The organism is Massilia sp. ZL223 (assembly GCF_018119395.1).
Classification (GTDB): Bacteria; Pseudomonadota; Gammaproteobacteria; order Burkholderiales; family Burkholderiaceae_D; genus Telluria.
The window spans coordinates 39941-66422 of record NZ_JAGPWD010000031.1 but is presented as its reverse complement, the minus strand read 5'-3'; the positions used below and the strand labels follow the sequence as shown (position 1 = coordinate 66422).

General features: G+C 66.9%; 20 protein-coding genes. 11 read left to right on the top strand and 9 right to left on the bottom strand.

Annotated elements, in window-relative coordinates; translation table 11 throughout:
• Positions 1 to 194: 194 nt before the first annotated feature.
• Positions 195 to 2582: an EAL domain-containing protein gene (locus KBW95_RS18135; protein ID WP_211528957.1), complete on the top strand. Its 2388-nt coding sequence runs from the start codon at positions 195 to 197 to the stop codon at positions 2580 to 2582.
• Positions 2583 to 2799: 217 nt separating this feature from the next.
• Here the strand turns inward: KBW95_RS18135 and KBW95_RS18130 are convergent, their stop codons facing one another.
• A complete protein-coding gene (locus KBW95_RS18130) occupies positions 2800 to 3738 on the bottom strand; it encodes an exopolyphosphatase (protein ID WP_211526479.1) in 939 nt (312 codons plus the stop codon).
• A gap of 317 nt (positions 3739 to 4055) precedes the next feature.
• Here KBW95_RS18130 and KBW95_RS18125 point away from each other — a divergent pair, with 317 nt between their 5' ends.
• The 4 genes from KBW95_RS18125 (at position 4056) to KBW95_RS18110 (ending at position 8758) form a co-directional block, all read left to right on the top strand.
• Positions 4056 to 5315, top strand: coding sequence for a sensor histidine kinase (locus tag KBW95_RS18125; protein WP_211526480.1), 1260 nt, complete (start codon positions 4056 to 4058; stop codon positions 5313 to 5315).
• Positions 5316 to 5390: 75 nt separating this feature from the next.
• Positions 5391 to 6152, top strand: coding sequence for a LytTR family DNA-binding domain-containing protein (locus tag KBW95_RS18120; RefSeq protein ID WP_211526481.1), 762 nt, complete (start codon positions 5391 to 5393; stop codon positions 6150 to 6152).
• 248 nt (positions 6153 to 6400) lie between these two features.
• On the top strand, positions 6401 to 7618 hold the full coding sequence (locus KBW95_RS18115) for a sensor histidine kinase (protein WP_211528956.1): 1218 nt from the start codon (positions 6401 to 6403) through the stop codon (positions 7616 to 7618).
• A gap of 126 nt (positions 7619 to 7744) precedes the next feature.
• Positions 7745 to 8758 (top strand): porin, encoded by a 1014-nt coding sequence (locus tag KBW95_RS18110; RefSeq protein WP_211526483.1) that lies wholly within the window; start codon positions 7745 to 7747, stop codon positions 8756 to 8758.
• 230 nt (positions 8759 to 8988) lie between these two features.
• Here the strand turns inward: KBW95_RS18110 and KBW95_RS18105 are convergent, their stop codons facing one another.
• From KBW95_RS18105 to KBW95_RS18090, 4 genes are all read right to left on the bottom strand, one after another.
• Positions 8989 to 10179, bottom strand: a complete 1191-nt coding sequence (locus KBW95_RS18105; protein WP_211526484.1) for a diguanylate cyclase — start codon at positions 10177 to 10179, stop codon at positions 8989 to 8991.
• Between the two features lie 118 nt (positions 10180 to 10297).
• Positions 10298 to 13330, bottom strand: coding sequence for a sensor histidine kinase (locus KBW95_RS18100; protein WP_211528955.1), 3033 nt, complete (start codon positions 13328 to 13330; stop codon positions 10298 to 10300).
• A gap of 168 nt (positions 13331 to 13498) precedes the next feature.
• Positions 13499 to 14164 (bottom strand): class I SAM-dependent methyltransferase, encoded by a 666-nt coding sequence (locus KBW95_RS18095; RefSeq protein ID WP_211528954.1) that lies wholly within the window; start codon positions 14162 to 14164, stop codon positions 13499 to 13501.
• A 29-nt stretch (positions 14165 to 14193) separates the two neighbouring features.
• A complete protein-coding gene (locus tag KBW95_RS18090; protein WP_211526489.1) occupies positions 14194 to 15132 on the bottom strand; it encodes a CysB family HTH-type transcriptional regulator in 939 nt (312 codons plus the stop codon).
• 162 nt (positions 15133 to 15294) lie between these two features.
• Here KBW95_RS18090 and KBW95_RS18085 point away from each other — a divergent pair, with 162 nt between their 5' ends.
• The 6 genes from KBW95_RS18085 to cobA are packed head-to-tail and all read left to right on the top strand — an operon-like array spanning position 15295 to position 21264.
• Positions 15295 to 16983, top strand: coding sequence for a nitrite/sulfite reductase (locus KBW95_RS18085; RefSeq protein WP_211528953.1), 1689 nt, complete (start codon positions 15295 to 15297; stop codon positions 16981 to 16983).
• Positions 16976 to 17533, top strand: a complete 558-nt coding sequence (locus KBW95_RS18080) for a DUF934 domain-containing protein (RefSeq protein WP_211526491.1) — start codon at positions 16976 to 16978, stop codon at positions 17531 to 17533. The genes KBW95_RS18085 and KBW95_RS18080 overlap by 8 nt, the downstream gene beginning before the upstream one ends.
• A 9-nt stretch (positions 17534 to 17542) precedes the next feature.
• Positions 17543 to 18259: a phosphoadenylyl-sulfate reductase gene (locus tag KBW95_RS18075; protein WP_211528952.1), complete on the top strand. Its 717-nt coding sequence runs from the start codon at positions 17543 to 17545 to the stop codon at positions 18257 to 18259.
• 25 nt (positions 18260 to 18284) lie between these two features.
• On the top strand, positions 18285 to 19223 hold the full coding sequence (gene cysD / locus KBW95_RS18070) for a sulfate adenylyltransferase subunit CysD (protein ID WP_211528951.1): 939 nt from the start codon (positions 18285 to 18287) through the stop codon (positions 19221 to 19223).
• Positions 19223 to 20530, top strand: a complete 1308-nt coding sequence (locus KBW95_RS18065; protein ID WP_211528950.1) for a sulfate adenylyltransferase subunit 1 — start codon at positions 19223 to 19225, stop codon at positions 20528 to 20530. Before cysD ends, KBW95_RS18065 begins: the two co-directional genes overlap by 1 nt.
• Positions 20531 to 20544: 14 nt before the next feature.
• A complete protein-coding gene (gene cobA, locus KBW95_RS18060) occupies positions 20545 to 21264 on the top strand; it encodes a uroporphyrinogen-III C-methyltransferase (protein ID WP_211528949.1) in 720 nt (239 codons plus the stop codon).
• 63 nt (positions 21265 to 21327) lie between these two features.
• On the opposite strand, the gene KBW95_RS18055 is transcribed toward cobA, so the two are convergent.
• The 4 genes from KBW95_RS18055 to lptF form a co-directional block, all read right to left on the bottom strand.
• Positions 21328 to 23487, bottom strand: a complete 2160-nt coding sequence (locus KBW95_RS18055; protein WP_211528948.1) for a DUF4214 domain-containing protein — start codon at positions 23485 to 23487, stop codon at positions 21328 to 21330.
• Positions 23488 to 23690: 203 nt separating this feature from the next.
• Positions 23691 to 24083 carry a sirohydrochlorin chelatase gene (locus tag KBW95_RS18050; RefSeq protein WP_211526497.1) on the bottom strand — a complete coding sequence of 131 codons (393 nt, stop codon included), beginning with the start codon at positions 24081 to 24083 and terminating at the stop codon, positions 23691 to 23693.
• Positions 24083 to 25267 (bottom strand): LPS export ABC transporter permease LptG, encoded by a 1185-nt coding sequence (gene lptG / locus KBW95_RS18045; protein ID WP_211526498.1) that lies wholly within the window; start codon positions 25265 to 25267, stop codon positions 24083 to 24085. The genes KBW95_RS18050 and lptG overlap by 1 nt, the downstream gene beginning before the upstream one ends.
• On the bottom strand, positions 25264 to 26388 hold the full coding sequence (lptF, locus tag KBW95_RS18040; RefSeq protein ID WP_229429854.1) for an LPS export ABC transporter permease LptF: 1125 nt from the start codon (positions 26386 to 26388) through the stop codon (positions 25264 to 25266). Before lptF ends, lptG begins: the two co-directional genes overlap by 4 nt.
• Between the last annotated feature and the right edge of the window lie 94 nt (positions 26389 to 26482).

The window sequence follows — 26482 nt, the reverse complement described above, 5'->3', positions numbered from 1 at the left end:
GGGCGGTGGTTATCTTCCAATACGATAACGCCGGCCCCCCCCCCTTGCCCCCGGCGCGCGCGCGCGGGGCTGCCCCTCTTTTCCCCGTTTCCGCATCTTTCCGTATCTTCCGCGCATCGCTACGGTTGTTCGCGCCACGCGCGCCGAAACCGGTGTAAGCTGACCTTCAGCGAGCCCTCAGTGCGAGGTAGGACATGCCTACGACGGACGAATCCGAGAAGCTAAGCTTTCTGACGGACGAGACGGGCCGGATCACCACCTGGAATCCCGCATGCGAGGCGCTGTTCGGACTCCCGACGGCCCAGGCTGTCGGCCAGGCGCTGGACGGCCTGCTGGCCGGCGGACCCGGCTGGCTCGAGCTGGCCGAAGCCGGCAGCGGCCTGGTCTCGCTCCACATGGCCGGCATGCGCGAGGAAGAAGCGCTCCTGACCCTGGTCGCCCAGCACGACGGCGACGGCGCGCCGCGCGCCTGGGTGGTCACCGTTTCCTTCCCCCACGGCCTCAACGAATCCGAAAGCGAACGGGTCGGCCGCACGCCGCTGTCGCATGTGGTCGATCTGCTGCCCGGCATCTTCTACGTCATCAACCGCGACGGCCGCTTCGTCCTGTGGAACCATAACCTCGAGCGCCTGTCCGAAATGATGCCGGACGAAGTCGCCGCCACCCACGCCCTCGACCTGTTCGACTTCCGCGACCGCCCGCAGGCGCTCGACAACATCCGGCGCGTGTTCAAGGAAGGCGCCGAGGTCTCGATGGAGGCCGACTACGTCTCGCGCAGCGGCCGCGAGACGCCGATGCTGCTGGGCGGCGCGCCGATTTCCTGCAACGGCGGCACCTACCTGTTCGGCATGGGCATCGACATCTCGGCGCGCCGCAACCGGGAACGCCAGATGCGCCTGTACGAGCGCGCCCTGCATGCGGCCAGCAACGGCATCGTGATCACCGGCTGCCGCAACGGCGACCACCCGATCGAATACGTCAATCCCGCCTTCGAGCGCATCACCGGCTACAGCAGCGAGGAGGTGGTCGGGCGCGACTCGCGCTTCATGGCCGCGCCCGGCATGGACCCGGACGAACGGGCCCAGGTGCGCCTGGCGCTGCGCGAACTGCGCCCCATCAAGGTGGTGTTGCGCAACCAGCGCAAGAGCGGCGAGCTGTTCTGGAACGACCTGAGCATCACGCCGGTGCACGACGAGCACGGCCAGGTGACCCATTTCATCGGCATCATCAACGACGTCACCGCGGTCAAGCAGCGCACCGCCCACCTCGAGCACGAGGTCAACCACGACGGCCTGACCGGCCTGGCCAACCGCAACCTGATGTGGGACCGCCTGGGCCAAGCCCTGCACCTGGCCCAGCGCCACCAGACCATGGTGGCGGCGGTGCTGGTGGACCTGGACAACTTCAAGACCATCAACGACACCTTCGGCCATGCGGCCGGCGACGTGGTGCTGAAGGTGGTGGCGCGGCGCCTGCAGTCGGCGGTGCGCGACAGCGACACGGTGGCGCGCATGTCGGGCGACGAATTCGTGCTGGTGCTGGTGGACCAGCCCTCGCTGCGCTTCACCCTGCGCATGGTGGAGCGGGTGCGGCGCGCGCTGGTGATGCCGGTCGCCTTCGGCGGCAACGAGATCCCGGTCGGGGCCAGCCTGGGCGTGGCGGCCTTCCCCGGCGACGGCCACACGCCGGCCGAACTGGTGCGGGCGGCCGACATGGCGATGTACCGCGCCAAGAACAACGGCGGCGGCGTGCACTTCTACTCCGCCGAGATGCGCACGGCCAGCCAGGCGCGGGCCGCCCTGGCCGACAGCATGCGCGACGTGCTGGCGCGCGACGAGCTGTTCCTGCTGTTCCAGCCGCGCATGGACGCCAAGACCGGCAAGGTGCGCGGCTTCGAGGCCCTGCTGCGCTGGCGCCATCCCGAGCACGGCGTGATGCTGCCGGCCGCCTTCCTGGCCGAGGCCGAGGAAAGCGGGCGGATCGTCGAGATCGGCAACTGGGTGCTGGACCAGGCCTGCAACTTCCTGCGCCAGCTGCGCGACGCCGGCTATACGGGGCTGCCGGTGGCGGTCAACGTCTCGCACCGCGAATACAGCCGGCCCGGCTTCATTCCGGGCCTGGCGGCGCGCATGGAGCAGCATGGCCTGCCGCCGGGGAGCCTGGAGATCGAGATTCCCGAGGCCGACCTGATCCGCAGCCCGGGCATCGGGCGCGACCTGGCGAACCAGCTGCGCGAGGTGGGCGTGGTGCTGTCGGTGGACGAATTCGGGCGCGGGATTTCGGATATCTCCTTCCTGCAGCAGCTGTCGGTGCGGCAGGTGAAGCTGTCGAAGGCGGCGGTGCACGGGATCGCCGGCGACGGGGCCGGGACCGGGCCTTCACTGGCCAAGACCCTGATCGATATCGGGCACAACCTGGAGATGTCGGTGGTGGGCGAGGCGGTGGAGACCGAGGCGCAGGTGGAGTTCCTGCGCCTGCATGGGTGCGATCAGCTGCAGGGGGCGTGGTTCAGCGAGCCGCTGGCGGCGGACGCGGCGCAAAGGATGCTGGCGCAGGGGGTGCAGGAGCAGCGGGCGCAGTAGCCCGCGTTGCAACGACGCCATTGTGGCCACGTCCCTCAATCCGTCGTTCCGGGACTCGGCGTCCCCCTTGGCCGGAACCTAAGTTTTACGCGTACCACCAACGGTTAGCGTAGCCGGCCTGCGAACAAACTTGGATCCCGGCCTTCGCCGGGAGTTATTGCCGCCAGTGGCGGGAATGACGGTTTTGAGGCTAACGCAGTTGGATGCCGATAACTGCTCACCCTTCACTCGTAATCCGATTCACCAAGGCCTCCAGCACGTCCTCCGCCATGTCATTCGACACCTGGCACGTCCCCGCATTCTCATGCCCGCCCCCGCCATACTCCAGCATCAGCGCCCCGATATTGGTCCGCGACGTCCGGTTCAGAATCGACTTCCCCGTCGCGAACACCGTATTCTGCTGTTTCAGCCCCCACAGCACGTGGATCGAGATATTCGTCTGCGGGAACAGCGCATAAATGATGAACCGGTTCCCCGCATAAATCACCGGCTCCTCGCGCAGGTCCAGCACCACCAGGTTGCCGTGCACGCGCGCGCAGCGGCGGATCTGTTCCTTGCACAGCGCGTGATGCTCGAAATACAGCGCGGTCCGCTCCTGCACGTCCGGCAGCGCCATGATCTCGTGGATCGTGTGCGTGGCGCAGTGATCGATCAGCGCCATCATCAGCTGGTAGTTCGAAATCCGGAATTCGTGGAAACGCCCCAGCCCCGTGCGCGCGTCCATCAGGAAGTTGAGCAGGTTCCAGCCCATCGGATCCAGCACTTCCGCCTGCGAGAAGCGCGCCGAGTCGCCCTTGTCGACCGCCGCCAGCATGTCGTTCCAGGCCGCCGGGAAGGTCGCGGCGCCGCCGTAATGGTCGTACACCACGCGCGCCGCCGAGGGCGCGTCCGGGTGGATGATGTGGTTCTCGCGCCGCCCGGTATTGCGCAGAGTTTCCGATATGTGATGGTCGAAGGACAAGTGAGCGGCCGGGACGTAAGGCAGGTTGGTCGTGATGTCGTGCGCGCTGATGGCGATCTTGCCGTCCTGCATGTCCTTGGGGTGGACAAACAGGATGTCGTCGATCAGATCGAGGTGCCTGAGGAGCACCGCGCACACCAAACCGTCGAAATCGCTGCGGGTAACGAGGCGGTATTTTCCAGGAGCTGCAGGCATCGGCAAACCCTTTCATTATCGGATTGAGGACCCGGCCGGCATGGCTGGTGGCCAGGCGGAGAATCCTCATACCTTGCAATGTTTCTAATCGACAGAATTTGCGCTAGCTCAGTGGTACAGGGCGATGGGCAAATGCGGCAGCCTGTTCCCCGATTCCTGCAGACTGTCGCAGGGGACTGGCAAGCGCGGCGGCCTACGGGTAAAGTTGCAACATCCCAACAGTCGGATTGGCCGGGAAATCCTCGCACCCCTGTTTCCCGGCTCCGCGGGTGCGCGCAGGTTACACTCGCGCACCACTGAGAGAAAACGACAACGACATGCAAGCACGCAGCACAACCCAGCAGTATTTTTCCAGCGTCCTGTCCTGGCTCTACCGCGCCTTCGACGCCGTGGCGACCTGGGTGACGCAACTGTCGTGGTGGAAATTCTTCCTGTTCGCAATCCTGACCCTGACCGCCGGCGCCATCCTGCAGGAAGAGCTGTTCAACGGCCCGGCCGAGGAAGAGATCGCCCGCGCCGAGCGCGACGCCGCGCGCCGCAGCGACGCCAGCATCCTGATCGACGAAAGCGGCATCCATTTCAACCCGCGCAAGAACCGTCCGGGCGCCACGCCCGAGCCGCCTGTTCCGCCTGCCGCACCCGAGGCGCCGGCCGCCCCGTCTGCCCCGTCCACCCCGGCCACGCCGTCCACCCCGAGCCAGCCGGGCGTGCACCCGAACGGCGATTCGGTCCACATCGAGCTGCCGCCCCAGATCGGCGAGGAATTGTCGAATGCCATCGAGGCGGCGGTGGAAGACGCGGCCGAGCAGAAGGTGTCGCGCTATCACAAGCAGGCCTCGACCTGGTTCATGAACTTCGTGCTGCTGCTGGTGCTGGCCCTGTTCGGCACCAAGGCCCTGGTCGGCGGCAAGAAGCGCGCCGACGCCGAGCTGCAGGTGGCCAATGCCGCCGCCGAGCGCGAAGCGATGCAGCGCCAGCTGTCCGAGACCAAGATGCAGATGATGCAGGCCCAGGTGGAGCCCCACTTCCTGTTCAACACCCTGGCCTCGGTCGAGCACCTGATCACGGTCGACCCGCCGCGCGCCTCGGCCATGCAGCGCAGCCTGATCCAGTACCTGCGCGCCGTGCTGCCGCAGATGCGCGACAACGCCGTGGTCACCGGCCTGGGGCGCGAGGTCGATATGGTCAAGGCCTACCTGAACCTGCTCAAGATGCGCATGGAAGAACGCCTCACGGTCGACCTGCAAATTCCCGAAGGCCTGCGCAGCGCCGCCTTCCCGCCGATGATGCTGCAGTCGATGGTCGAGAACGCGATCAAGCACGGCCTGGAATGCAAGCCCGAAGGCGGCACGCTCAAGATCGTGGCCGATGTGGTCGACAGCAAGCTGCGCGTGACCGTCACCGACGACGGCGTGGGCTTCGGCGTGGTGCCGAGCGACGGCACAGGCCTGGGGCTGCAGACCATCCGCGAACGCCTGAAGCTGCTGCACGGCGACGCCGCCAGCCTGCACATCGGCGCCAACAGCCCGAGCGGCGTGATCGCCACCATCACCGTGCCCTATCAGTTATCCAAATAAGGGCGGAAAAAGGCTACTTGCCTGCCGCCCCGTTTCGTTGAATAATTGTTACCCCTTTCCAGCAACGAGAAGATCATGCCTACTGCAATCATTGCCGATGACGAAAGACTGATGCGCGACCAGCTGCGCATGCGCCTGTCCGAGGTGTGGCCGGAACTGGATATCCTGGGCGAAGCGAAGAACGGCGAGGAAGCGGTGGAACTGGTGGACCAGCTCAAGCCGGACCTGACCTTCCTGGACATCCGCATGCCGGGCAAGACCGGTATGGAAGCGGCGCGCGACATCGGCGACCGCAGCCAGATCGTGTTCGTCACGGCCTACGACCAGTACGCGGTGGAAGCCTTCGAGCGCGGCGCGATCGACTACGTGCTCAAGCCGACCGAGCCCGAGCGCCTGAAGATCACGGTCGACCGCCTCAAGCAGCGTCTGGAGCGCCCGGAGGAAAACGTCAACCAGAGCGTGACGGCGATGCTGTCGCAGCTGGCGGAAAAGATCGCGGCGCCCAAGCCCAAGCACCTGCAGTGGATCCAGGCCAGCATCGGCCAGGACCTGCGCATGATCCCGGTCGAGGACATCCTGTTCTTCCGCTCGGACGAGAAGTACACCTGCGTGCAGACGGCCAGCTTCGAGGCGCTGATCCGCAAGCCGGTGCGCGATTTGGCGGATGAACTGGATCCGTCGCTGTTCTGGCAGATTCACCGCGCGACCTTGGTCAATGTGAATGCGATCGAGGGTGTGACGCGGGATATCCGCGGGCGGCACCTGGTTCAGATCAAGGGGCGGCCGGAGAAGCTGGAGGTGAGCCGCAGCTTCCTGCATTTGTTCAAGCAGATGTGATCTGATGCGATAACGCTGTTCATGCAAACTTGGATCCCGGCCTTCGCCGGGACGACGTGCCAAGGGCGCGGGCTTGAAGGTACTGTATCTTGGTGCCGCCACCTTAAGACCGTCGTCCCGGCGCAGGCCGGGACCCAAGTTCACCGCATACCCCTAACGCATCCCCGCCCCCCCCCATTTAGCCCCCCTCAACACCCCTCCCCCCACTCCAGCGTACTGTAGAAGCCCACCCACGTCCCAGGCTTCGCATGGCAACACCCCGCATCACCTCCCTGCGCCGCTACCGCCGCCGCCCCAGGCGCCCGGCGATGCTGATGGCCGGCTTCCTCGGCGGCTACTGCGCGGGCCACCTGGCCGCCGCGCTGCGCCGCGCCCGCCTCAGTGCTCGTGACAAGCGCAAGACCGTGCGCGACCTGGACGGCCGCCGCATCGTGCACAGCGCCAGCGACGCCATCCTCTCGATCGACGAAAACAGCGCGGTCCTGATGGCCAACCCCGCCGCCGCCGCCATGTTCGCCACCAGCGTGGCGGCCATGCAGGGCGCCCCGCTCGCCCGCTACATCCAGCCGCCCAGCGCGGCCGCGCGCACGCCGCTCGACTACTTCGCGGCCGGCAGCGGCCGCGCGGGCCGGCGCGCCACCGACTACGCCGTCACCGGCATCCGCGCCAACGGCCACCTGTTCCCGATCGAAGGTTCGATCTCGTCGGTCCAGCACGACGGACGCGAGATCTATACCGTAATCCTGCGCGACGTTTCCGAACGCCACCTGGTGCAGCAGACCCTGGCGCGTTCGCACGACCAGCTGCGCCAGCTCTCGTCCGCCCTGCAGACCATCCGCGAGGAAGAACGCACCCACATCGCGCGCGAGCTGCACGACGATCTCGGCCAGCTGCTCGCCTCGCTGCGCATGGACCTGACCCTGCTGGGGCGCACCGATCCGCTGCCGGCCCCCAGCGCACGCCTGATCCAGGGCATGGAAGCCAACCTGCTGACCGCCATCACCTCGCTGCGCCGCATCGCCACCAACCTGCGCCCGCGCGCCCTCGACGAGGGCGGCCTGTACTTCGCGCTGCAGGGCCTGCGCGACGACTTCGTCGAGCGCCACGGCATCGCCTGCACCTTGCTGGCCGACGAATCCGAGCTGCGCCTGGACGATGCCGCCAGCACCGCCATCTTCCGCATCGTGCAGGAAGCGCTGACCAACGTGGCGCGCCATGCGCAGGCCGCCAATGTGGTGCTCAACCTGTTCCGCACCGACCACGACCTGATGGTGAGCATCCGCGACGACGGCCGCGGCATCCGCGCCGAAGACATGGACAAGGCCCAGTCGCTGGGCCTGGTCGGCATGCGCGAGCGGGTCTGGAACATGGGTGGAGAAATCTCGATCAGCAGCGCAGCAGACGGCGGCGATGCGCCCGGCACCCGCATCGACATCGCGCTCCCCGTCGCCAAGCACCTCGTCTGAACGCGGCTTGGCCTGACAGCAACATGGTTTGATTGTCATCAACGCGACACATTGCCTCGATAAGATCCCGGTCGATCTGAGTGACATCACGCACTCAACATCTTGTGAAACCAACTGGAGATCTTCATGAAGTATCAATGCCTCGCCGCCGCAGTCCTGTCCTGCCTCCCGCTGTTCGCCCACGCCCAGAGCAACGTCCAAGTCTATGGCGTGATGGACGCGGCCATCGCGATCGAGGACACCGACGCACCGGGCGAAGACCGCCGCACCGTGATCAACTCGGGCAACCAGTCGAGCAGCCGCCTCGGCTTCCGCGGCACCGAAGATCTGGGCAACGGCCTCAAGGCACTGTTCAACATCGAAGCCGGCGTGGCGCTGGATACCGGGGCCGCCGATTCGACCCTGTTCGGCCGCCGCGCCGTGGTCGGCCTGCAAGGCAACTTCGGCACCGTGACCGTGGGCCGCGAATACAGCCCGATCGCCGCCGTCGCCGCCGCGACCGACATCCTGGGCCAGGGCATGTTCGGCAGTAACCTGTCGGCCTTCGGCAGCAACCGCCTGACCCGCCGCCTGGCCAACTCGGTCAACTACAAGAGCAACGCGCTGTCCGGCTTCGTCGTCAACGCCGCCTACTCGACCGGCGAAAAGAGCGTCGACCCGTCGGGCGACCTGATGGGCGTGTCGGTGGAATACAAGACCGGCGGCCTGTACCTGGGCGGCGGCTATCATGTGTTCGAGCGCCTGGCGAGCGGCGACGACAAGGAATGGGCGGCCGGCGCGGGCTACGCCTTCGGTCCTGTCGAGATCAAGGGTAACTACCTGGTCGCCGATCCGGAAGGCGCCAACAACGAATACAAGAACGCCAACCTGGGCGCGTCCTACGCCATGGGCCCGAGCAAGTTCTTCCTGAACTTCCAGCAGCAGAAGCTGGAGACCGGCGCCAAGGGCAAAACCGTGTCGCTGGCCTACACCTACGCGCTGTCGAAGCGCACCAACATCTACACGACCTACGCCCAGCTGCGCAACAACGGCCGCGGCGTGTTCGGCATCAACTCGTCGTCGACCTCGGTCGCTCCGCCGAGCACCGCACTGGGCGCCGATCCGTCGGTGTTCAGCCTGGGTCTGCGTCACACGTTCTAAGACCCTTGCGATGCGGTAGATCAGATCATCACCGTTAGCCTGGAGGCCGTCGTTCCCGCGCAGGCGGGAACCCAAGTTTGCGTGCACATCCGCTCCATTCGCGATAGTGGTGTGCGTAAAACTTAGGTTCCCGCCTTCGCGGGAACGACGGTTTTGGAGCTAACGATTCAAACGCGGGTGCGACGGTTTTGGGGCTAACGATTCAATTCAGTTCAGTTCGCCGTTCGATCCTACCCCGCCCGCTTCACCAGCGCCAGATAGGGTTCCGGCGCGCGCGCCACGACACGGTTGCGCCCCGCTTCCTTGGCCTCGTACATGGTCTCGTCGGCGCGCGCCAGCGCGGCCTCGAGCGCCTCGCCGCGTGCGATCACGGTCACGCCGATGCTCAGGGTGAGCGTCTTCATCTTCGCGCACTCGGGCCGCGCCACGGCGCTCTCCACGGCCCTGCGCAGCTTCTCGGCCACCGCGGTCGCCGCGTTCAGGTCCGTGTCCGGCAGCAGCAGCGCGAATTCGTCGCCGCCCAGGCGCGCCAGCACGTCGCCGCCGCGCAGCACCTTGCGCACGCTGTCGGCCACCAGGCGCAGCGCCGCGTCGCCGGTGGCGTGGCCGCTCGCGTCGTTGATCGTCTTGAAGTTGTCCAGGTCGACCAGCATCAGGCCCAGCGGCTTGCCGCTGCGGACGGCGCGCGAACGCTCGCGCGCGGCCATGTCGGTGAAGGCCTTGCGCGACCAGGCGCCGGTCAGGTCGTCGTGCCGCGCCGCGAATTCGGCGCGCGCGACGATTTCGCGGTAGGCCATCAACAGGCCGCCCAGCGCCAGGGCCGGCAGCGCCAGCGAAGCGCCGACCAGGAACAGGACGCCGGTGTCGCTCGGCTGCAGCAGCGAGGCCGGCGCATGGCCGGCCGCGCCGACCCAGGCGATGCGCCCCGCGTGGCCGAGCGCCACCAGCGCGCACATCCCCAGCACGAAGCCCTGCGCATACCAGCGCCGCGGCCAGGCGCCGCGCGTCGACAGCACGGTGCGGGCGATTTCCACGCAGGCGCAGATCTGGAACAGCGAGACCACGGCGCTGCGCCCCGCGAAGGAGTCGATCTGATAATGAAAGAATGCCACCAGGATGCCGAGCGCGATGACCAGCGCGGCCAGGACCGGCTTGCCGGCGTCACGCCCGGCCAGCTGGCGGTAACCCGCCATCAGCGCGGCGCTGGCGGCCGCATAGGCGACGTTCGCGCCTTCATACGCGACCACCGGCGGCAGCTCGCGCCCGAAGGCGTACAGCATGTTGCCCACCATGCCGAGCACGGAAGCGAGCAGCATGGCGCGCATCCCGCGCACGCCGTCCGAGGTCACGGACAACAGCGCGAGGAAGGTCAGGAAGCAAAGCAGCGAGGCGATGAGGAAGATCTGCTGGGTAGCGAGCATCGGTAGCGGACTGGAAGCGGCGGGCTGGCGCCTTCGTGCCGCTATTATGGGCACGAACGCGCCGGAGTGCGCGCAAGATTCGCTTCGAAAGTGGCCGATCGGCCACAGGTATGATCAATCAGACCACGCTATCCGCCTCCCTGGCCGCCGTGCGCGCCGCAGCAAGGGGCGCGCCTTGCAAAGTCAGCATCACTTCCGTGCCGCGTGCCGGACGGTTGCGGATCACCAGCACGGCGCCGATCCTGGCGGCGCGCTCGCGCATGCCGGTCAGTCCCCAGTGGCCGGGGCGCCCGTGCATCTGGATGGCCGGGTCGAGCCCGATGCCGTCGTCGCGCACGGCCAGCACGGTCTGGCCGTCCGTGCAGGTCAGGTCGATCTCGATCAGTCCCGCGCGCGCATGGCGCATGGCATTGGCGATGGCTTCGCGGGCGACGTGGACCACCTCGTCGTGCACCTCGGGGGCCAGCTGCACGCAGCTCCCCTCGGTGCGCACGGCCACGCGAGCGCCGCTGCCCTCCTTCAGCTGGTCGGCCGCCTCGACCAGCGCCTGCGCCAGCGTGGGCGCGCCGCCGGCGTCGCGCAAGTCCATGACCTGGTCGCGTCCCTCGGCCACCACCCGGTCGGCCAGGTCGAGCGCGCGGTCGAGCTGCGCACGCGCCTCGCTGCCCGGCTCCAGGCGCTGGGCCAGCACCTGCAGGCGCAGGATCAGCCCCTGCAGGCTTTGCAGGAAGGTGTCGTGCAGGGTGCGCGCGATGCGCTCGCGCTCGCCCAGCCGCTCTTCCATCCGCGCCTGGAACTGGCGCTTTACCTGCGCCAGGCGCAGGCGGTACAGCAGGAACACGATCCCAGCCCCGAGCACCACGCACAGGGCCGCGAACCAGGGCGTCTGCACGAAGCGCGGGCGGATCTCGAAGGGCGGCGAGGCCGCCACGGCGCTCGCCACGCCGTCCTCGTTGACGGCGGCGACTTCGAAACGGTAAGTGCCCGGCCCAAGGTTGGTGTAATAGGCTACGCGGCGCGTGCCGACATCCTGCCAGCCGTGGTCGAGGCCGACCAGGCGGTAGCGGAAGGCGATCCGCTCGGGCGTGGTGTAACTCAAGGCCGTGTAGTCGATCTGCAGCTGCTCGGTGCCCGGCGCGAAGGCCGCGACCTCGTGCGGCCGGTAGCGCCGGCCGCCCGCGTGGATGGCCTGGATCGCCACCGGCGGCGCCAGCGTATTGCTGCGCAGCCGGGCCGGATCGAACCAGGCCGCGCCGTCGGTGCCCGCCACCCACACCTTGCCGTCCGGCGCCACGAAGGCGGAGGGCGTGCGCACCAGGGTTTCGGCGCTGCCCGGATAGCCGTCGACATCGTTCCACAGGGCCGCGCGCAGCGGCAGCGCGGGGTCGCGCATGGAGGCGCGCCAATCCTCGGCGCGCACCCGCAGCAGGCCGCGGCTGGTGTTGAACCAGCGCGTGCCGTCGGCAGTCACCGCCATTCCCGACACGTTCGACAGCATGTCGGGCTGCTCCGGCACGACCGGCCGGAAGCGTCCGTCCTGCAGCACCGCCATGCCGTTGTCGCCGCTCAGCAGCAGCTCGCGGCTGGCGTCGATGAAGCGCACGCCGCCGACCGCGATGCCTTCCTGCGGGCCGTATGCGCGCCATCGCTCGCCCTCGCGTACCAGCACACGGTCGTTGCGCAGTCCGAACCAGGTCTTGCCCGCGGCGTCGGCGGTGGCGTACAGCACGCCCTTGAGCTGCGGATGGGCCGACGGCGGCAGCCACTGGCCCGCGTGCCAGCGGTACAGGCCGCGCCCGCCGATTCCGACCCAGATGCTGTCGCGGTCCTGCGCGAGCAGCAGCACGAAGTTGCGCGGATTGTCGCCCGGCTGCAGGGGCGGCAGCGGATAGCTGGCCAGCACCCGGTCGCCGCGCCGCCGCTCGATCCGGCGGTTGCCGCCGACCAGCACGCTGCCGTCGCCGGCGGCCGCGACCACGTAGGTCTTCTGGTCGGTCGCCACCTGGCGCATGGCGCCATGGTCCAGGCGCCACAGGCTGGCGACGTCGCCGATCGAGTGGGTCACGCCCCAGACCGCGCCGCCGCCGTCATGCGCCAGGCCCAGGCGGCCGGCGTCCGAGGGGAAGGCCAGGCGGATCAGCTTGTTATGCCGGAAGCGCTCCAGCCCGGCCACGGTGCCGACCCAGATATTGCCTTCCCGGTCTTCCATCATCGAATGGACGTTCAGGCTGCTCATCTGCCAGAGCTGGTCCAGGCGCTCGTCGCCGCCGCCCGCCGGAAATTCCGCGCCGTGGACTTGCCAGCTCAGGGGTACGGAGCGGCACAGGCCAACCGGGCAATTACCCTTCCAAAAATTTCCATCGCGGTCGAACAGGGTCTGGAAGCTGCTGCCGGCCAGGCCGGAACGGGGCGCGGGACGCCAGCCGCCGGCCGGCTCGGGCAGGAGCCGGACCCGGTTGCCGTCGGCGACCCAGACCCGGCCATCCGGCGAGCCCAGCAGCAAAGGCCCGGGCGCCACATCGAGCACCGGCGTGAAGCGCCCGCTGGCGCGGTCCAGCAGGTGGAGCTGCTTGCCGTCGGAGGCCCACAGGCGGTCGTAATGGTCGCGGTAGACGTATTCGGCGCGCGGCAGCGGATAGTTCTGGGCGCTTCCCATGCGCGTCCACTTGCCTGCGCGATAGTGCAACAGGCCGGTGGTCGAGGCCACCCAGGCGCTGCCGTCGCGCTCGAAGGCGATGCTGAAGGTAGCGCCGACCGGATCGCCCGCGACCGGTGCGACGTGCTGCAGGCGGCCGTCACGCAAGACGCTCAAGCCGCCGAAGGTATAGCCGATCCACAGCTCGCCGTTGGGGCGGGCCGCCAGCGCGGTGATGCCCTTGCCCAGCAACTGTTCGCCGCCCTGCGGCTGGAAGGCCTCGAAGCGCACGCCGTCGAAGCGGTACAGGCCCGAGGTGGTGCCGAGCCAGATCCAGCCGTCGCTGGTCTGGGCCATGGCGTCGATCTCGCGCGGGGCGCCCTGTTCGCCGGACCAGATATCGTGGTGATAGGCGCCCAGGCGCACCGAAGGATCCAGCGCGCGGGCAGGATTTATCGAGCCCAGCCAGAGGGCGAGCACGAACAGGAAAAACGTCAGACGAATGCGAACAGGCACGGCAAGGCGGAAAGATGAACCAATCAGCAATTGTAGTGTTTCTGCAATTTGCTGCAATGCCATCTACTTTCGCTTACACATCGGCCACGCAGGACGCGAGGATGGCTGTGGTACGCGAGTACGCGCCGCGAGTCGGCGGCGCGTGGCGCAATGGCGCGCCCGCGATGCTCACTTGAGCCGGCAGGTCAGCACCCAGTAGAACTCCCAGCGCGCCAGCTTGATCTCCTTGCCGACATTGCCGAGGCGCTTGCGCAGCGCGCTGTCGGTCGGATAGCTCTTGGCCAGCTCGTGGCGACTGCCGTCCTCGTCTTCGAAGATCTGGTAAGTCGTGCCCTGGGCGTCGGTGCGCGCGATGGTGCCGCTCTCGCCTTCGATGTATTCGTCATCGACCAGCACCAGCAGTACATCCTTGCCGAGGCGCTTCTTGAGCTGGGCCAGGAAGGCGTCCTGCTCGTCGCGGTCGAAATGCGACCACAGGCCGGCCATGAAGACGGCGGTGAATTTGCCGCCCTCGCCCTCCAGGCCGGCAGGCAGGTCGAACACGTCCGCCTGGCGCCAGCTGACGTTGTCCAGGCCCTCGCCCAGCTCGCGCGCCACGGCCAGCATTTCCTCGTTGACATCGGTGGCGACGACCGAGGCCGCGCCCTGCGCGATCATCTCGGTCCAGACGCCCGTGCCGCAGGCCAGCTCCAGCACCCGGTGACCGGACAGCAGCGTGGCGAGCTGCTCCCCCGCCTCCAGCAAGTCTTCCGAGCGCTCTTCCGAGTGTTCGACCAGCGAGTGATAACGCTCCGCGTTGCGGGCGTAGTAAGCGGCAACCGCATCCTTGTTCATGGTGTTTCCTTGTATCTCAATTCTAGTTATTACAGTTCGTAGTTTTCGCCGCCGCGCATCGCCGACTCGACCATCTTGCGGTTGAGCGTAGGGGCCAGCAGTTCGATGAAGGTATAGATATAGCTGCGCAGGTAGGCGCCCTGCTTGATCGCCACGCGCGAGGTGTTCATGCCGAACAGGTGCCCGACCGGCAAGGCGCGCAGGTTGCGGTCGCGCTCGGGGTCGAAGGCGATGCTGGCGATGATGCCGACGCCCATGCCCAGCTCCACATAGGTCTTGATCACGTCCGCGTCGATCGCCTCCAGCAAGACGTCCGGCTTCAGGTTGCGCAGCGAAAACGCATGATCGATCTTGCTGCGGCCCGCGAAGGCGGCGTCGTAGGTGATCACCGGGTAGCTGGCGATTTCCTCCAGGGACACGGCGCGCGACTTGAACAGCGGGTGGTCCGGCGGGGCCACCACCACGTGTTCCCATTGGTAAGCCGGCAAGGTGATCAGGCCCTCGACCGCCGTGATCGACTCGGTGGCGATGGCCAGGTCGGCCTGGTCGTTCTTGATCATGTCGGCGATCTGGCGCGGGTTGCCCTGCAGCAGCGACAGGCGCACCTTCGGGTATTTCTGCATGAAGGACTGCACCACCTTGGGCAGCATGTAGCGCGCCTGGGTGTGGGTGGTGGCGATGGTGAAGCTGCCGCTGTCGTGGGCGGCGTATTCCTTGCCGATGCGCTTGAGGCTGTCGATCTCCTGCATGATCAGCTCGACCGACTGCAGCACCAGCCGGCCCGGCTCGGTCAGGCCGCGGATGCGCTTGCCGTGGCGGGTGAAGATGTCGACCCCGAGTTCTTCCTCGAGCTCGATGATGGCTTTCGATACCCCCGGCTGGGAGGTGAACAGGGCCTTGGCCGCGTCGGTCAGGTTGTAATTCTGGCGTACGGCCTCGCGGACGAAGCGCAATTGATGAAGATTCATGCAGGCTGGGTTGTTGGTTTGGCAGTAGACGCCATTTTAAGATGCTTATTCAAGTTACGCATATAAGCAAATAAATTCTCCGTAGTTTGGAATATAGAGCCTAGTCCTTATTATTGGAAATACTTTAACGAGTGGGACCTTACCCGCTCACTGGACGAGACCATGTACCGCTACGACCAATACGACCACCTCATCGTGCGCGAACGGATTGCGCAATACCGCGACCAGGTTGCGCGCCGCCTCAGCGGTGAGCTGACCGAAGAAGAATTCCTGCCGCTGCGCTTGCAGAACGGCCTGTACATGCAGCGCCATGCCTACATGCTGCGTATCGCCGTGCCCTACGGCCTGTTGTCGTCCAAGCAAGTGCGCATGTTCGCGCACATCGCGCGCAAGTACGACCGCGGCTACGGCCACTTCACCACCCGCCAGAACATCCAGTTCAACTGGATCGAGCTGGAGCAGACCCCGGAGATCCTGAGCGACCTGGCTTCGGTGGAAATGCACGCCATCCAGACCTCGGGCAATTGCATCCGCAACATCACGACCGACGAATTCGCCGGCGTGGCCGCCGACGAGCTGATCGATCCGCGTCCCTTCGCCGAGATCCTGCGCCAGTGGAGCACCTTCCACCCCGAGTTCCTGGCCCTGCCGCGCAAGTTCAAGATCGCCATCAATGGCTCGCTCGAAGACCGCGCCGCCATCGCCGTGCACGACATCGGCCTGACCATGGTGCGCAACGAGGCGGGCGAAGTCGGCTTCAAGTACATGGCCGGCGGCGGCCTGGGCCGCACGCCCATCCTGGGCAGCGTGATCCGCGAATTCCTGCCGTGGCAGCACATCCTGACCTATACCGAAGCCGTGATGCGCGTGTATAACCAGTTCGGCCGCCGCGACAACAAGTACAAGGCCCGCATCAAGATCCTGCTGAAGGCCCTGGGCGTCGAGGAATTCACCCGCCTGGTCGAAGCCGAATGGGCCGACCTGAAGGATGGTCCGGAAACCCTGACCCGGGAAGAATTCGACCGCGTCGCCAAGTGGTTCCAGCCGCACGCCTATGCGCAGCTGGAAGACAGCGACGTGCTGACTGCCCATGCGGACAACCGCGCCTTCGCCAACTGGGTCAACCGCAACGTCAAGCCGCACAAGGTGCCGGGCTACGCCAGCGTGGTGCTGTCGCTCAAGAAGACCGGCGTGCCGCCGGGCGACGCGACCGCCGAGCAGATGGACTTCGTGGCCGAGCTCGCCGACCGCTACAGCTTCGGCCAGGTGCGCGTGACCCACGAGCAGAACCTGGTGCTGGCCGACGTCGAGCAGAGCAAGCTGTTCGAAATCTGGCAGCAGATCAAGGCCAAGGGCCTGGCGACGCCGAACATCGGCCTGCTGACCGACATCATCGCCTGCCCGGGCGGCGACTACTGCTCGCTGGCGAACGCCAAGTCGATCCCGATCGCGGCCGCCATCGCGGAGCGCTTCGACAACCTCGACTTCCAGCACGACATCGGCGACATCGAACTGAACATCTCGGGCTGCATCAACGCCTGCGGCCACCACCACGTCGGCAACATCGGCGTGCTGGGCGTCGACAAGGACGGCAGCGAGTGGTACCAGGTGTCGATCGGCGGCGCCCAGGGCAACGAATCGTCGATCGGCAAGATCATCGGCCCGTCGTTCACCGCCACCCAGATGCCGGAAGTGGTCGGCCGTCTGCTCGAAGTCTATGTGCGCGACCGCGTCGAAGGCGAGCGCTTCATCGACACCGTGGGCCGCATCGGCGTAACGCCATTCAAAGAACACGTGTATGCAACCCCCATCAAGGGCGGTCAACTGGTTGGGGAAGACGAATATGCTTAATCTGCATCCACAAATCATCAAGGGCCGCGAAGTCGTTGCCGACGATTGGGGCGTGCTGCGGCTCGACGAGGGACAAACGGCGGAAACCGTCGAGGTCCCGGCCGGCAAGGTCATCGTGCCGCTCGCCGTGTGGCAGGCCCAGCGCAATGTGCTGAGCGACCGCCAGGACCTCGGCGTCTGGTTCGCGCCGGACCAGCTGGCCGCCGACATCAAGGACGACCTGCACCGCTTCAAGGTGGTCGCGGTCGACTTCCCGAAATTCAGCGACGGCCGCGGCTACTCGATCGCCTTCAATTTGCGCAAGCGCCTGGGCTACACCGGCGAGCTGCGCGCCATTGGCGACGTGCTGCGCGACCAGCTGTTCCAGATGTACCGCTGCGGCTTCGACGCCTACGCGACCCGCCAGGACCGCAGCATCCACGACGCGCTCAAGGGACTGTCGGTATTCTCGGAAACCTACCAGGCATCGGTCGACCAGCCGGTTCCGCTGTTCCGCCGCGCCGCGCGCGGCCTGCAGCCGGAGCACAGCGACCTCGGCGCCGGCATCTAGGAGCATTCCATGAGCGACCTGCATCATCGCGTGGAAGAAACCCGCGCGATCCTGGAACGTATTGCGCGCGATTTCTCGCCCGCCGTGTTCGCCTCCAGCCTGGCGGCCGAGGACATGGTCCTCACCGACCTGATCCTGAAGGCGAAGCTGCCGATCGGGATCTTCTCGCTCGAGACCGGCCGCCTGCACGCGGAAACCCTGGCGATGGTGGACAAGGTGCGCGATACCTATGGCTACGAGATCGCCCTGTTCCGCCCGCAGCCGGAAGCCGTCGAGGCCTATGTGGCGCAGAACGGCCTGAACGCCTTCTACGACAGCGTCGAGATGCGCAAGGAATGCTGCCGGGTGCGCAAGGTCGAGCCGCTCGGCCGCGCGCTCAGCGGCAAGCAGGCCTGGATCACCGGCCAGCGCCGCGCCCAGTCCAGCACCCGCGCCGAACTGGCGGTGCAGGAAGACGACGCCGCGCACGGCATGCAGAAGTTCAACCCGCTGGCCGACTGGTCGGAAGACAACGTCTGGGAGTACCTCCGGGCCAACGAGGTGCCGTATAACGCCCTGCACGACCGCGGCTACCCGTCGATCGGCTGCGAACCCTGCACCCGCGCGATCCAGCCGGGCGAGGATGTACGCGCCGGCCGCTGGTGGTGGGAAAACCCCGAGTCGAAGGAATGCGGCCTGCACGTGGTCGACGGCAAACTCATTCGTATCAAATCCGTGGCAGCTTGAGCCACAACGACAAGACAGGCAGAACATGACGACCGTATTGGAACAACCCGCCCTGCTGAGCGACGTGAACGCACGCCACCTGGACGCCCTGGAATCGGAAGCGATCCACATCCTGCGCGAAGTGGCGGCCGAATGCAGCAACCCTGCCCTGCTCTTCTCGGGCGGCAAGGACTCGGTGGTGCTGCTGCGCCTGGCCGAGAAAGCCTTCCGCCCCGGCAAATTCCCCTTCCCGCTGGTGCACATCGACACCGGCCACAACTTCGACGAAGTGATCGCCTTCCGCGACGCGCGCGCCGCGGAACTGGGCGAGCGCCTGATCGTCGGCTCGGTCGAGGACTCGATCAAGCGCGGCACCGTGCGCCTGCGTAACCCGGCCACGGACTCGCGCAACGCGGCCCAGGCCGTGACCCTGCTGGAAACCATCGCCGAACACGGCTTCGACGCCTGCATCGGCGGCGCCCGCCGCGACGAAGAGAAGGCCCGCGCGAAGGAGCGCATCTTCTCCTTCCGCGACGAATTCGGCCAGTGGGACCCGAAGGCCCAGCGTCCCGAACTGTGGGACCTGTATAACACCCGCGTCCACCCGGGCGAGAACATGCGCGTGTTCCCGATCTCGAACTGGACCGAACTGGACGTGTGGCAGTACATCGCCCGCGAAAAACTGGCCCTGCCGCCGATCTACTTCGCGCACCAGCGCGAAGTGATCCCGCGCAACGGCCTGCTGGTGCCGCTGACCCCGCTGACCCCGGCGCGCGAAGGCGAGACGGTGGAAACCCGCACCGTGCGCTTCCGCACCGTGGGCGACATCTCCTGCACCTGCCCGGTCGCCTCGACCGCCGACACGGTGGAAGGCATCATCGCCGAGACCGCGGTCACCGAAGTGACCGAGCGCGGCGCGACCCGGATGGACGACCAGACCTCCGAAGCTTCGATGGAAAAACGCAAGAAAGCGGGCTACTTCTGATGAACGCAATGACTGACAACCTCAACCAGCGCGGCTTGCTCCGCTTTATTACCGCCGGCTCCGTCGACGACGGCAAGAGCACCCTGATCGGCCGCCTGCTGTTCGACAGCAAGGGCATCTTCGCCGACCAGCTGGCCGCCGTCTCGCGCGCCAAGCACAAGCGCACCGTGGGCGACACCATCGACCTGTCGCTGCTGACCGACGGCCTGGAAGCCGAGCGCGAGCAAGGCATCACGATCGACGTGGCCTACCGCTACTTCGCGACCCCGAAGCGCAAGTTCATCATCGCCGACACCCCGGGCCACGAGCAGTACACCCGCAACATGGTGACCGGCGCCTCGACCGCCGACGCTGTGATCATCCTGGTCGACGTGTCGAAGGTGAAGCTCGGTGACGACGGCAGCGTGCAGCTCCTGACCCAGACCAAGCGCCACTCGACCATCGCCAAGCTGCTGCAGATCGAGCACGTGATCGTCGCCGTCAACAAGATGGACCTGGTGAACTACGACCGCAGCGTCTACGAGCGCATCGTCGCCGCCTACGGCGAGTTCGCGCAATCGCTGGGCCTGAAGGACGTCACCGCGATTCCGCTGTCGGCCCTGGCCGGCGACAACGTGGTCGACGGATCAAGCAAGATGCCCTGGTACGAAGGCCCGACCCTGATCGAGCTGCTGGAATCGCTGTCGGTCTACGACGAATCGCACACGGCGCCCTTCCGCTTCCCGGTGCAGCTGGTGGCGCGCCACAACGGCCACGAAGCCAACGACTTCCGCGGCTACATGGGCCGTATCGAGTCGGGCAAGGTCTCGGTGGGCGACAAGCTGGTGGTACAGCCCTCGGGCCACGCCGCTACGGTCAAGGACATCGTCACCTTCGACGGTTCGCTGCAATCGGCCGTGGCCGGCCAGTCGATCACCCTGGTGCTGAACGAGTACGTGGACGTCTCGCGCGGCGACGTGCTGTCCAGCGCCGAACAGCCGGCGACCCTGCTCAAGCAGGTGGAAGCCGACGTGTGCTGGATGTCCGACGAGCCGCTGGACCTGCGCCGCAAGTACTGGCTCAAGCACGGCACCCGCCAGACCGCGGCCAAGGTGAGCGGCGTCGACAGCATCCTGGATGTGAATACCCAGCAGCGTCACGATGCTGAAGGCCTGAAGCTGAACGACATCGCGCGCATCAGGCTGAGCGTCCAGCAGCCGCTGGCGGCCGACGCCTACGCCGACATCCGCGCGACCGGCGCCTTCATCCTGATCGACGAAGTCACCCACCAGACCGTCGCGGCGGGTATGATCCGTCTGGATCAATAAGCGAAAGGGCATGCATGGGGGCGCTGGGCAAAGTCTATCTTGTGGGAGCAGGCCCAGGCGCGGCTGACCTGATCACCGTGCGCGGCGCGCGCCTGCTGGCGCAGGCCGACGTCGTCCTCTACGACGCCCTCGTCACCCCCGAGATGCTTGAACTGTGCGCCCGGGCCGAGAAGATCTCGGTGGGCAAGCGTTCCGGCCAGCGCTCCACCGCGCAAACCCTGATCAACCAGCAGCTGGTGGAGTGCGCGAAGAAATACTCCCTGGTCGTGCGCCTCAAAGGCGGCGACCCGATGCTGTTCGGGCGCGCCGACGAAGAGCTGCGCGCGCTCGAAGCCGAGGGCATTGAGGTCGAAGTCGTCCCCGGCATCACCACCGCCGTCGCTGCCGCGGCCAGCACCCTGCAGCCGCTCACCAAGCGCGGCGTGGCGCGCAGCGTCGCCTTCTTCACCTCCAGCACCGCCCCCGACCAGCCCGACCATCCGGCCCTCCCGGAAACCGATACCCTGGTCCAGTACATGGGCGGACGCGAAGCCGCGGCGACGGCCGAGCGCCTGCTGGCCGAAGGCCGCAGGCCGACCCTGCCGGTGGTGGTGGTGGAAAACTGCAGCCGCAGCGACGAGCGCATCCAGCGTTTGACCCTGAGCGACCTGGCGCACGGGCTCGAGCCCGGACACGGCCCGGTGCTCGTGATGATGGGCGAAGCGCTGGCCATGCGCGAGCACCAAAAAAAATAGGGCGAGGCGCAAACCCGCCCCACCCCTTTCTTCCAGGCGGTAGATGCTGCCGCCTTCCCCTTCTTACAGATACGGCACGAACTCGATCCCGTTCTGGATCGCGCCGATCACCTGCACCTGGTTCTCCGCGCTTTCGCTGAACTGCGCCAGGATCTCCTCGCGCGGGGCCTGGTGCACGATCATCGCATTGATCCAGAAGTTCAGGCCATCCGCATCGGGCGCGCGGTGCAGCACGTTGTCGTACAGCAGGGAGATGAACTCCGCGTTGCTGGTGCTGCTGCCGTACAGGTCCGCGAATTCCTTGCTGCCGGTGAAGCCGCCGGCGATCTGGGCCAGGCTCTTGCCGCTGTCCAGCGCATTGATCCAGTAGCCCAGGCCGCCCTTGTCCGGCGTGCGGTCGAAGGCCGCCTGGTACAGGCGGTAGGCCTTGCCGGCATTGCCCTCGATGTCGAGCGCCACCGTCGAATCGGCAAAGGCCAGGCGTTCCGCGTTGACCAGCGTGGCCGTGGCGCCGCTGCTGTCCACGACCTTGGTCTCCAACGCGCCGCGCTGGATCGAGAAAGCGCCCTTGATGCCGTTGAAGCTGATCGTGTCCAGGCCGCCCATCGCGTCGATGCGCTGGTTGCCGATCGCCTGGATCAGGTTGGCGCCGTCGCTGCCATAGGTCGCCACCGAGCTGCCCATGCCTTCCGAGCTGGCCGTGCCGCTCGGAGCGGTCCAGCCGGCCGGCGTAGCCGAGACCGGCGCGCCGGCCGCGGCCAGCACGCGTGCTTCGACCGTGACCGCGCCGTTCGACTGGGTGTCGATCCAGGCCGCGGCGAAGCCGCCGTCGGCCAGCGCCGTCAGCGCGGCATTGGCCTGGTCGCCCAGGCGCAGTTCGTTGATGGCGAATTCGCGCATGTCGTAGGCGCTGCCGTCGGCGCCGAAACGGCGGCCATAGACGCCGTTGCCGTCGAAGTCGCCGGACGAGGCTTGCCATGCCACGACGAAGCTGCCGTCGCTCAGGGCCGTCACCGAGGCTTCGTCGCGCATGCCGCCGCTCTCGACATTGGCCTGGACGATGTCGCCGACCCGGTTGCCGGCGGCGTCGAAGCGCTGGAAGAAGATGTCGCTCAGGCCAAAGCCGAAGGCCGAATTGGAATAGCTGCTCCAGGCGACCACGAAGCTGCCGTCCTTCAGCGTCGCCACGCTGGGCAGGGGCGCGCCGGTGCTGATGCTGGCCGCCAGTCCGTCGCCGTTGACCATGACCGGCGCGCCGCCGCTGACGGCCGCCATCACGGCGCCGGAACCGATCTCGCCCCAGCTGACCACGTAGCTGCCGCCGCTGGCCGCGATGCTCGGGCTGTAGGCGCTGCCCAGGCTGTTGTAGATCTGCTCGGCGCCGAGGACGCCCGCGGCGTCCGCCTGGCGGACGTGCACCTCGCCGCCGGCGCGCCAGGCGATCGCGAAGCCGCCGCCTGGCATCGCCGCCACGTCCGGCATGGCCGTATCGGCGCCCGCACCCAAGTCCGCATAGACCTGCGGGCCCAGGTTGCCGGCGGCGTCCGCCACGCGGTAGGCCACACGCGCCGTGCCGCCGCTGAGGACGGTGTAGGCGGTCACGAAGCGGCCATCCGCCAGGCCGGCGACGGCCGGCTCGCCCTCGAAGGCGTAGTCGGCGCCGCTGGTCAGCGCGAAGGCGTTGCCGCGGGCGTTGCCGGCCGCGTCGCGCACTTGCGCCATCAGTCCAGAGGCCAGCGTTCCCGGCACTTGCCAGACGGTCACGAAGCCGCCGTCGGCCAGGGTGGCCACGGTCGGATTGGCCTGCGCGCCGGCGCTGCCCAGGCTCAGCTCGCTGCCGAACTGGGCCAGGTCGCGCGTGGCGCCCTGCTCGACCGTGTACACCAGGGTTTCCTGGATGCCGAGGCCGGACATCGGATTGCCGTTGCCGTCGAGCTGGTAACGGTCGTAGTAATGCATGGTCACCGTCGCCCACAGGCCCGCCTCCGGCAGGGCCGCCGCATTGTTGACCACCAGGCGCGCCGAGGTGTCGGTGGCCGGATTGTAGGTGACCGAAAACAGGCCCGGATGCGACTGGGCGTCGATAACCCAGCGGCCGCCGGTCAGCGGACCGGTATCGATGGCGGTCAGGTTCGCGGCAACGTCGCCGTTGCGCAAGGTCGTGAACAGCGTGTCGCGGTCGTCGATGATGCCGACCGGGGCGTAATCGGTGTCGATGCTCATTGTGGGGATCGGTTCCTGGAAATACCGGCAGGGTGCGCGGTCATGTGGTGAACCGATGATGCCTCAGGCCAACTTTTATTGGAAGCAGGAATGTGAATTCCGTGCGGCAATATGGCGCAAACCCAACAGAAGATAGCTAGTTTTTCACCGAAGTTGTCAGCAAATTAGCAGCTCTTGCCGAACCGCCAAGCTTGCCAAAGCGCTTACCGAGAGGGCGTGCCGAAAGCCTGCAGGCAGTAGTCGGCCATGGCCTTCTGTACCCCCGGGTCCTCGCCGATGGCGCCGGCGATGTGCAGCTTGAGCTGGGGATGGGCGGCGCGCAGGCCGTCGGCGAGCTGCGGCAGGTCGCGCAGCAGATGGCCGCCCTGCCCCAGGAATACCGGCACCACGGTGACCTCGGTGATGCCGCGGTCCACCATGTCGGCGACCGCCTCCGGCAGCCTGGGATTCATGAGTTCCAGGAAAGCCAGCGCCACCTCGGCGTCCGGCAGCCTGGCCTTTGCCTGGTCGCGCAGGCGCTCGAAGGGCGCGGCCCAGGCGGCGGCGCGCGCGCCGTGGGCGAACAGGACCAGGCCGCGGGGTGCGTGTGCGCCCATCAGTGCCGCTCCACCCAGTACAGGGCGCCCAGAGCCAGCAGCAGGAACAGCAGGCTGGGCGCGGCCGCGGTGATGAAGGCCGGCCAGGTGGTGAGCACGCCCAAATGCGCGAACAGTGCGTTGATCAGGATGAAACTCACGCCGATCATGATGCCGATGAAGATCTTCAGGCTCACCCCGCCGCTGCGGGTGTGCAGGTAGGCGAACGGCAGGGCCAGGGCCATCAGCACGAAGATCGAGAGTGGGTCGATCAGCTTCTTCCAGAACGCGACCTTGAAGCGGTCGGTTTCCTGGCGGTTCTCGGCCAGGTGGCGGGTGTACACCGCCAGCTCGCTGGCCGACATGCGCTCCGGGTCCGCGCTCGACACGGTCAGGATCTTGGGCGTGATCTCGGACACCAGGGTGAAGGAGTCCAGCTTGCGGGTGGCGACGGCGGCGGTCTCCTGGCCGTAGGTCGAGTTCACGCTCTGCCCGTCCGGCACCGGCGCGCCGGGCGCCGGCAGCTCGCGGCTGTTGGAGAAATCGGTCTGGGTCACGCCGGTCAGGTTCCAGGTGTTGTCGCCGCCGTAGCTGCCCTTCTGCGCCGTGATCACGGAGCGCATCCGCATGTTGTTGTCGAATTCGTAGAGACGCAGGTCCTCGAGCTGGCCATTGGGGCGGATCTGGCGCACGTTGAAGAAGCGGGTGCCGATCACCTTGCCCTTGACGCCCCCTTCGTGCACGCTGTCCTTGGTCCACACGCCGGAACGGAATTCGCCCGAGATCGAGCCGCCCTTGGCCGACAGGCGCAGGCGCTCGGCGAGCGGCGCGGTGCGCGGGGTGATCAGTTCGCCGAACACGAAGGTGATCGCCACGAACACGATGCCGATCTTGAAGAGCATCATGGCGGCCTGGGTGGTCGACATCGACGAAGCCCGCATGATGGTGAATTCCGAGCTCGATGCGAACTGCGCCATCGTGTAGATGGTGCCGATCAGCGCGGCCACCGGCATCACTTCGTACACGTGGCCGGGCACAAGCAGCAGCACGTAGAGGAAGGCGTGCTGGATGCCGTAGTCGTTCTTGCCCACCGAAGGCAGGATGCTGGTCAGGTCCATGAAGGCGATCAGGGCCAGGAAGGCCACCAGGACGAAGACGACCGCCTGGGCGATGTTGACCGCGAAGTAGCGCTGCAGGATTTTCATTCGGCCTCCGCCTTCGGCACCGGTGCGGCCGCGCCCTTGAAGTGGAGGCGGCGCTTCCACGCGTTGATCAGGACCAGCGGATGGTAGCGGTGGTTCACGTTCAGGCGCCAGGCGAACAGCGCCAGCACCGCCAGCGCCGCCGCCAGGTGCAGCGGCCACCAGGCCACCGCGAACTCGAGCCGGCCTTTCTTGACCGAGGCTTCGATCAGCTTGACCAGGTTGTTATAGGTGAAGAAGATCAGCAGCGCCAGGATCAGGTTGGCGGAGCTGCCCGCGCGCGGATTGACGAAGCCGAGCGGGATCGCCAGCAGCATCAGGATCAGGCAGACGATCGGTTGCGAGATGCGCCCCAGCAGCTCGGACAAGGTGAACTGGTTGGGCGCGGCCAGCAACTGCGGCGTGGTCATGGCGCTGACCGGAACGTCGGCGCCCAGCACCGGCACCTGGGTCGCCACGCGCATGCTGTAGCGCTCGAACTCCATCGACTGGAAATCGGCCTCGCCCGGCACGCCCTGGTAGCGGCGGCCGTTGGACAGCACCAGGTACTGGCCGCCCTTGCCGTCCGATTCGATCACGCCTTCCTTGGCCACTACGATGGCGTGGCCGTTGCCGTCCACGCTGTTGACGAACACGTTCTGGACCACGGTCGCGCCTTCGGCGCTCCGCTCCACGAAGAACACGCGGTCGGACGAACTCGATTCGCGGAACTGGCCGGGGGCCACGCGCTTGAGGTCTTCGCGCTTCTGGAAGCGCTCGACGAATTCGGCGCTTTTCAGCTTGGCCCAGGGCGTCACCACCATCGACAGGGCCCCTACCAGCACCACCATCGGCAGGCCGAAGGTCAGCACCGGTCGGATCCAGCGCGCCAGCGACATGCCGGAGGCGAACCACACGACCATCTCGGAATCGCGGTAGCTGCGCGTGACCGCGGCCAGCACCGAAATAAAGGTGGTGAGGATGAGGATGGTTGGCAGATAATTTAGCACCGCGAACCCGATCAGCGCGAGCACGTCGCTGGACGCGACCTTGCCCCCGGCGGCCTTGCCGAGGACCGAGATCAGGGTCCAGGTGACGAGTACGGTGAAGAGCACCGTGAAGGTGGCGCCGGCCGAAGAGGCCATTTCACGTTGCAGAGCGCGTCGGAAGATCATTCAATAGTTATAATTGCAGGTTAGGCACGGGCAGTAAGCCACGGCAAAATCGTAGGCTGTACCG

Bases quoted from the DNA above. Each gene is read 5' to 3' on its own strand.
- KBW95_RS18130 (WP_211526479.1), bottom strand. From the start codon at position 3,738: ATGCCTGCAGCTCCTGGAAAATACCGCCTCGTTACCCGCAGCGATTTC.
- KBW95_RS18095 (WP_211528954.1), bottom strand. From the start codon at position 14,164: ATGAACAAGGATGCGGTTGCCGCTTACTACGCCCGCAACGCGGAGCGT.
- cysD (WP_211528951.1), top strand. From the start codon at position 18,285: ATGACGACCGTATTGGAACAACCCGCCCTGCTGAGCGACGTGAACGCA.
- KBW95_RS18075 (WP_211528952.1), top strand. From the start codon at position 17,543: ATGAGCGACCTGCATCATCGCGTGGAAGAAACCCGCGCGATCCTGGAA.
- KBW95_RS18090 (WP_211526489.1), bottom strand. From the start codon at position 15,132: ATGAATCTTCATCAATTGCGCTTCGTCCGCGAGGCCGTACGCCAGAAT.
- cobA (WP_211528949.1), top strand. From the start codon at position 20,545: ATGGGGGCGCTGGGCAAAGTCTATCTTGTGGGAGCAGGCCCAGGCGCG.
- KBW95_RS18110 (WP_211526483.1), top strand. From the start codon at position 7,745: ATGAAGTATCAATGCCTCGCCGCCGCAGTCCTGTCCTGCCTCCCGCTG.
- KBW95_RS18120 (WP_211526481.1), top strand. From the start codon at position 5,391: ATGCCTACTGCAATCATTGCCGATGACGAAAGACTGATGCGCGACCAG.
- KBW95_RS18135 (WP_211528957.1), top strand. From the start codon at position 195: ATGCCTACGACGGACGAATCCGAGAAGCTAAGCTTTCTGACGGACGAG.
- KBW95_RS18115 (WP_211528956.1), top strand. From the start codon at position 6,401: ATGGCAACACCCCGCATCACCTCCCTGCGCCGCTACCGCCGCCGCCCC.
- lptF (WP_229429854.1), bottom strand. From the start codon at position 26,388: ATGGCCTCTTCGGCCGGCGCCACCTTCACGGTGCTCTTCACCGTACTC.
- KBW95_RS18050 (WP_211526497.1), bottom strand. From the start codon at position 24,083: ATGGGCGCACACGCACCCCGCGGCCTGGTCCTGTTCGCCCACGGCGCG.
- KBW95_RS18065 (WP_211528950.1), top strand. From the start codon at position 19,223: ATGAACGCAATGACTGACAACCTCAACCAGCGCGGCTTGCTCCGCTTT.
- lptG (WP_211526498.1), bottom strand. From the start codon at position 25,267: ATGAAAATCCTGCAGCGCTACTTCGCGGTCAACATCGCCCAGGCGGTC.
- KBW95_RS18055 (WP_211528948.1), bottom strand. From the start codon at position 23,487: ATGAGCATCGACACCGATTACGCCCCGGTCGGCATCATCGACGACCGC.
- KBW95_RS18105 (WP_211526484.1), bottom strand. From the start codon at position 10,179: ATGCTCGCTACCCAGCAGATCTTCCTCATCGCCTCGCTGCTTTGCTTC.
- KBW95_RS18085 (WP_211528953.1), top strand. From the start codon at position 15,295: ATGTACCGCTACGACCAATACGACCACCTCATCGTGCGCGAACGGATT.
- KBW95_RS18125 (WP_211526480.1), top strand. From the start codon at position 4,056: ATGCAAGCACGCAGCACAACCCAGCAGTATTTTTCCAGCGTCCTGTCC.
- KBW95_RS18080 (WP_211526491.1), top strand. From the start codon at position 16,976: ATGCTTAATCTGCATCCACAAATCATCAAGGGCCGCGAAGTCGTTGCC.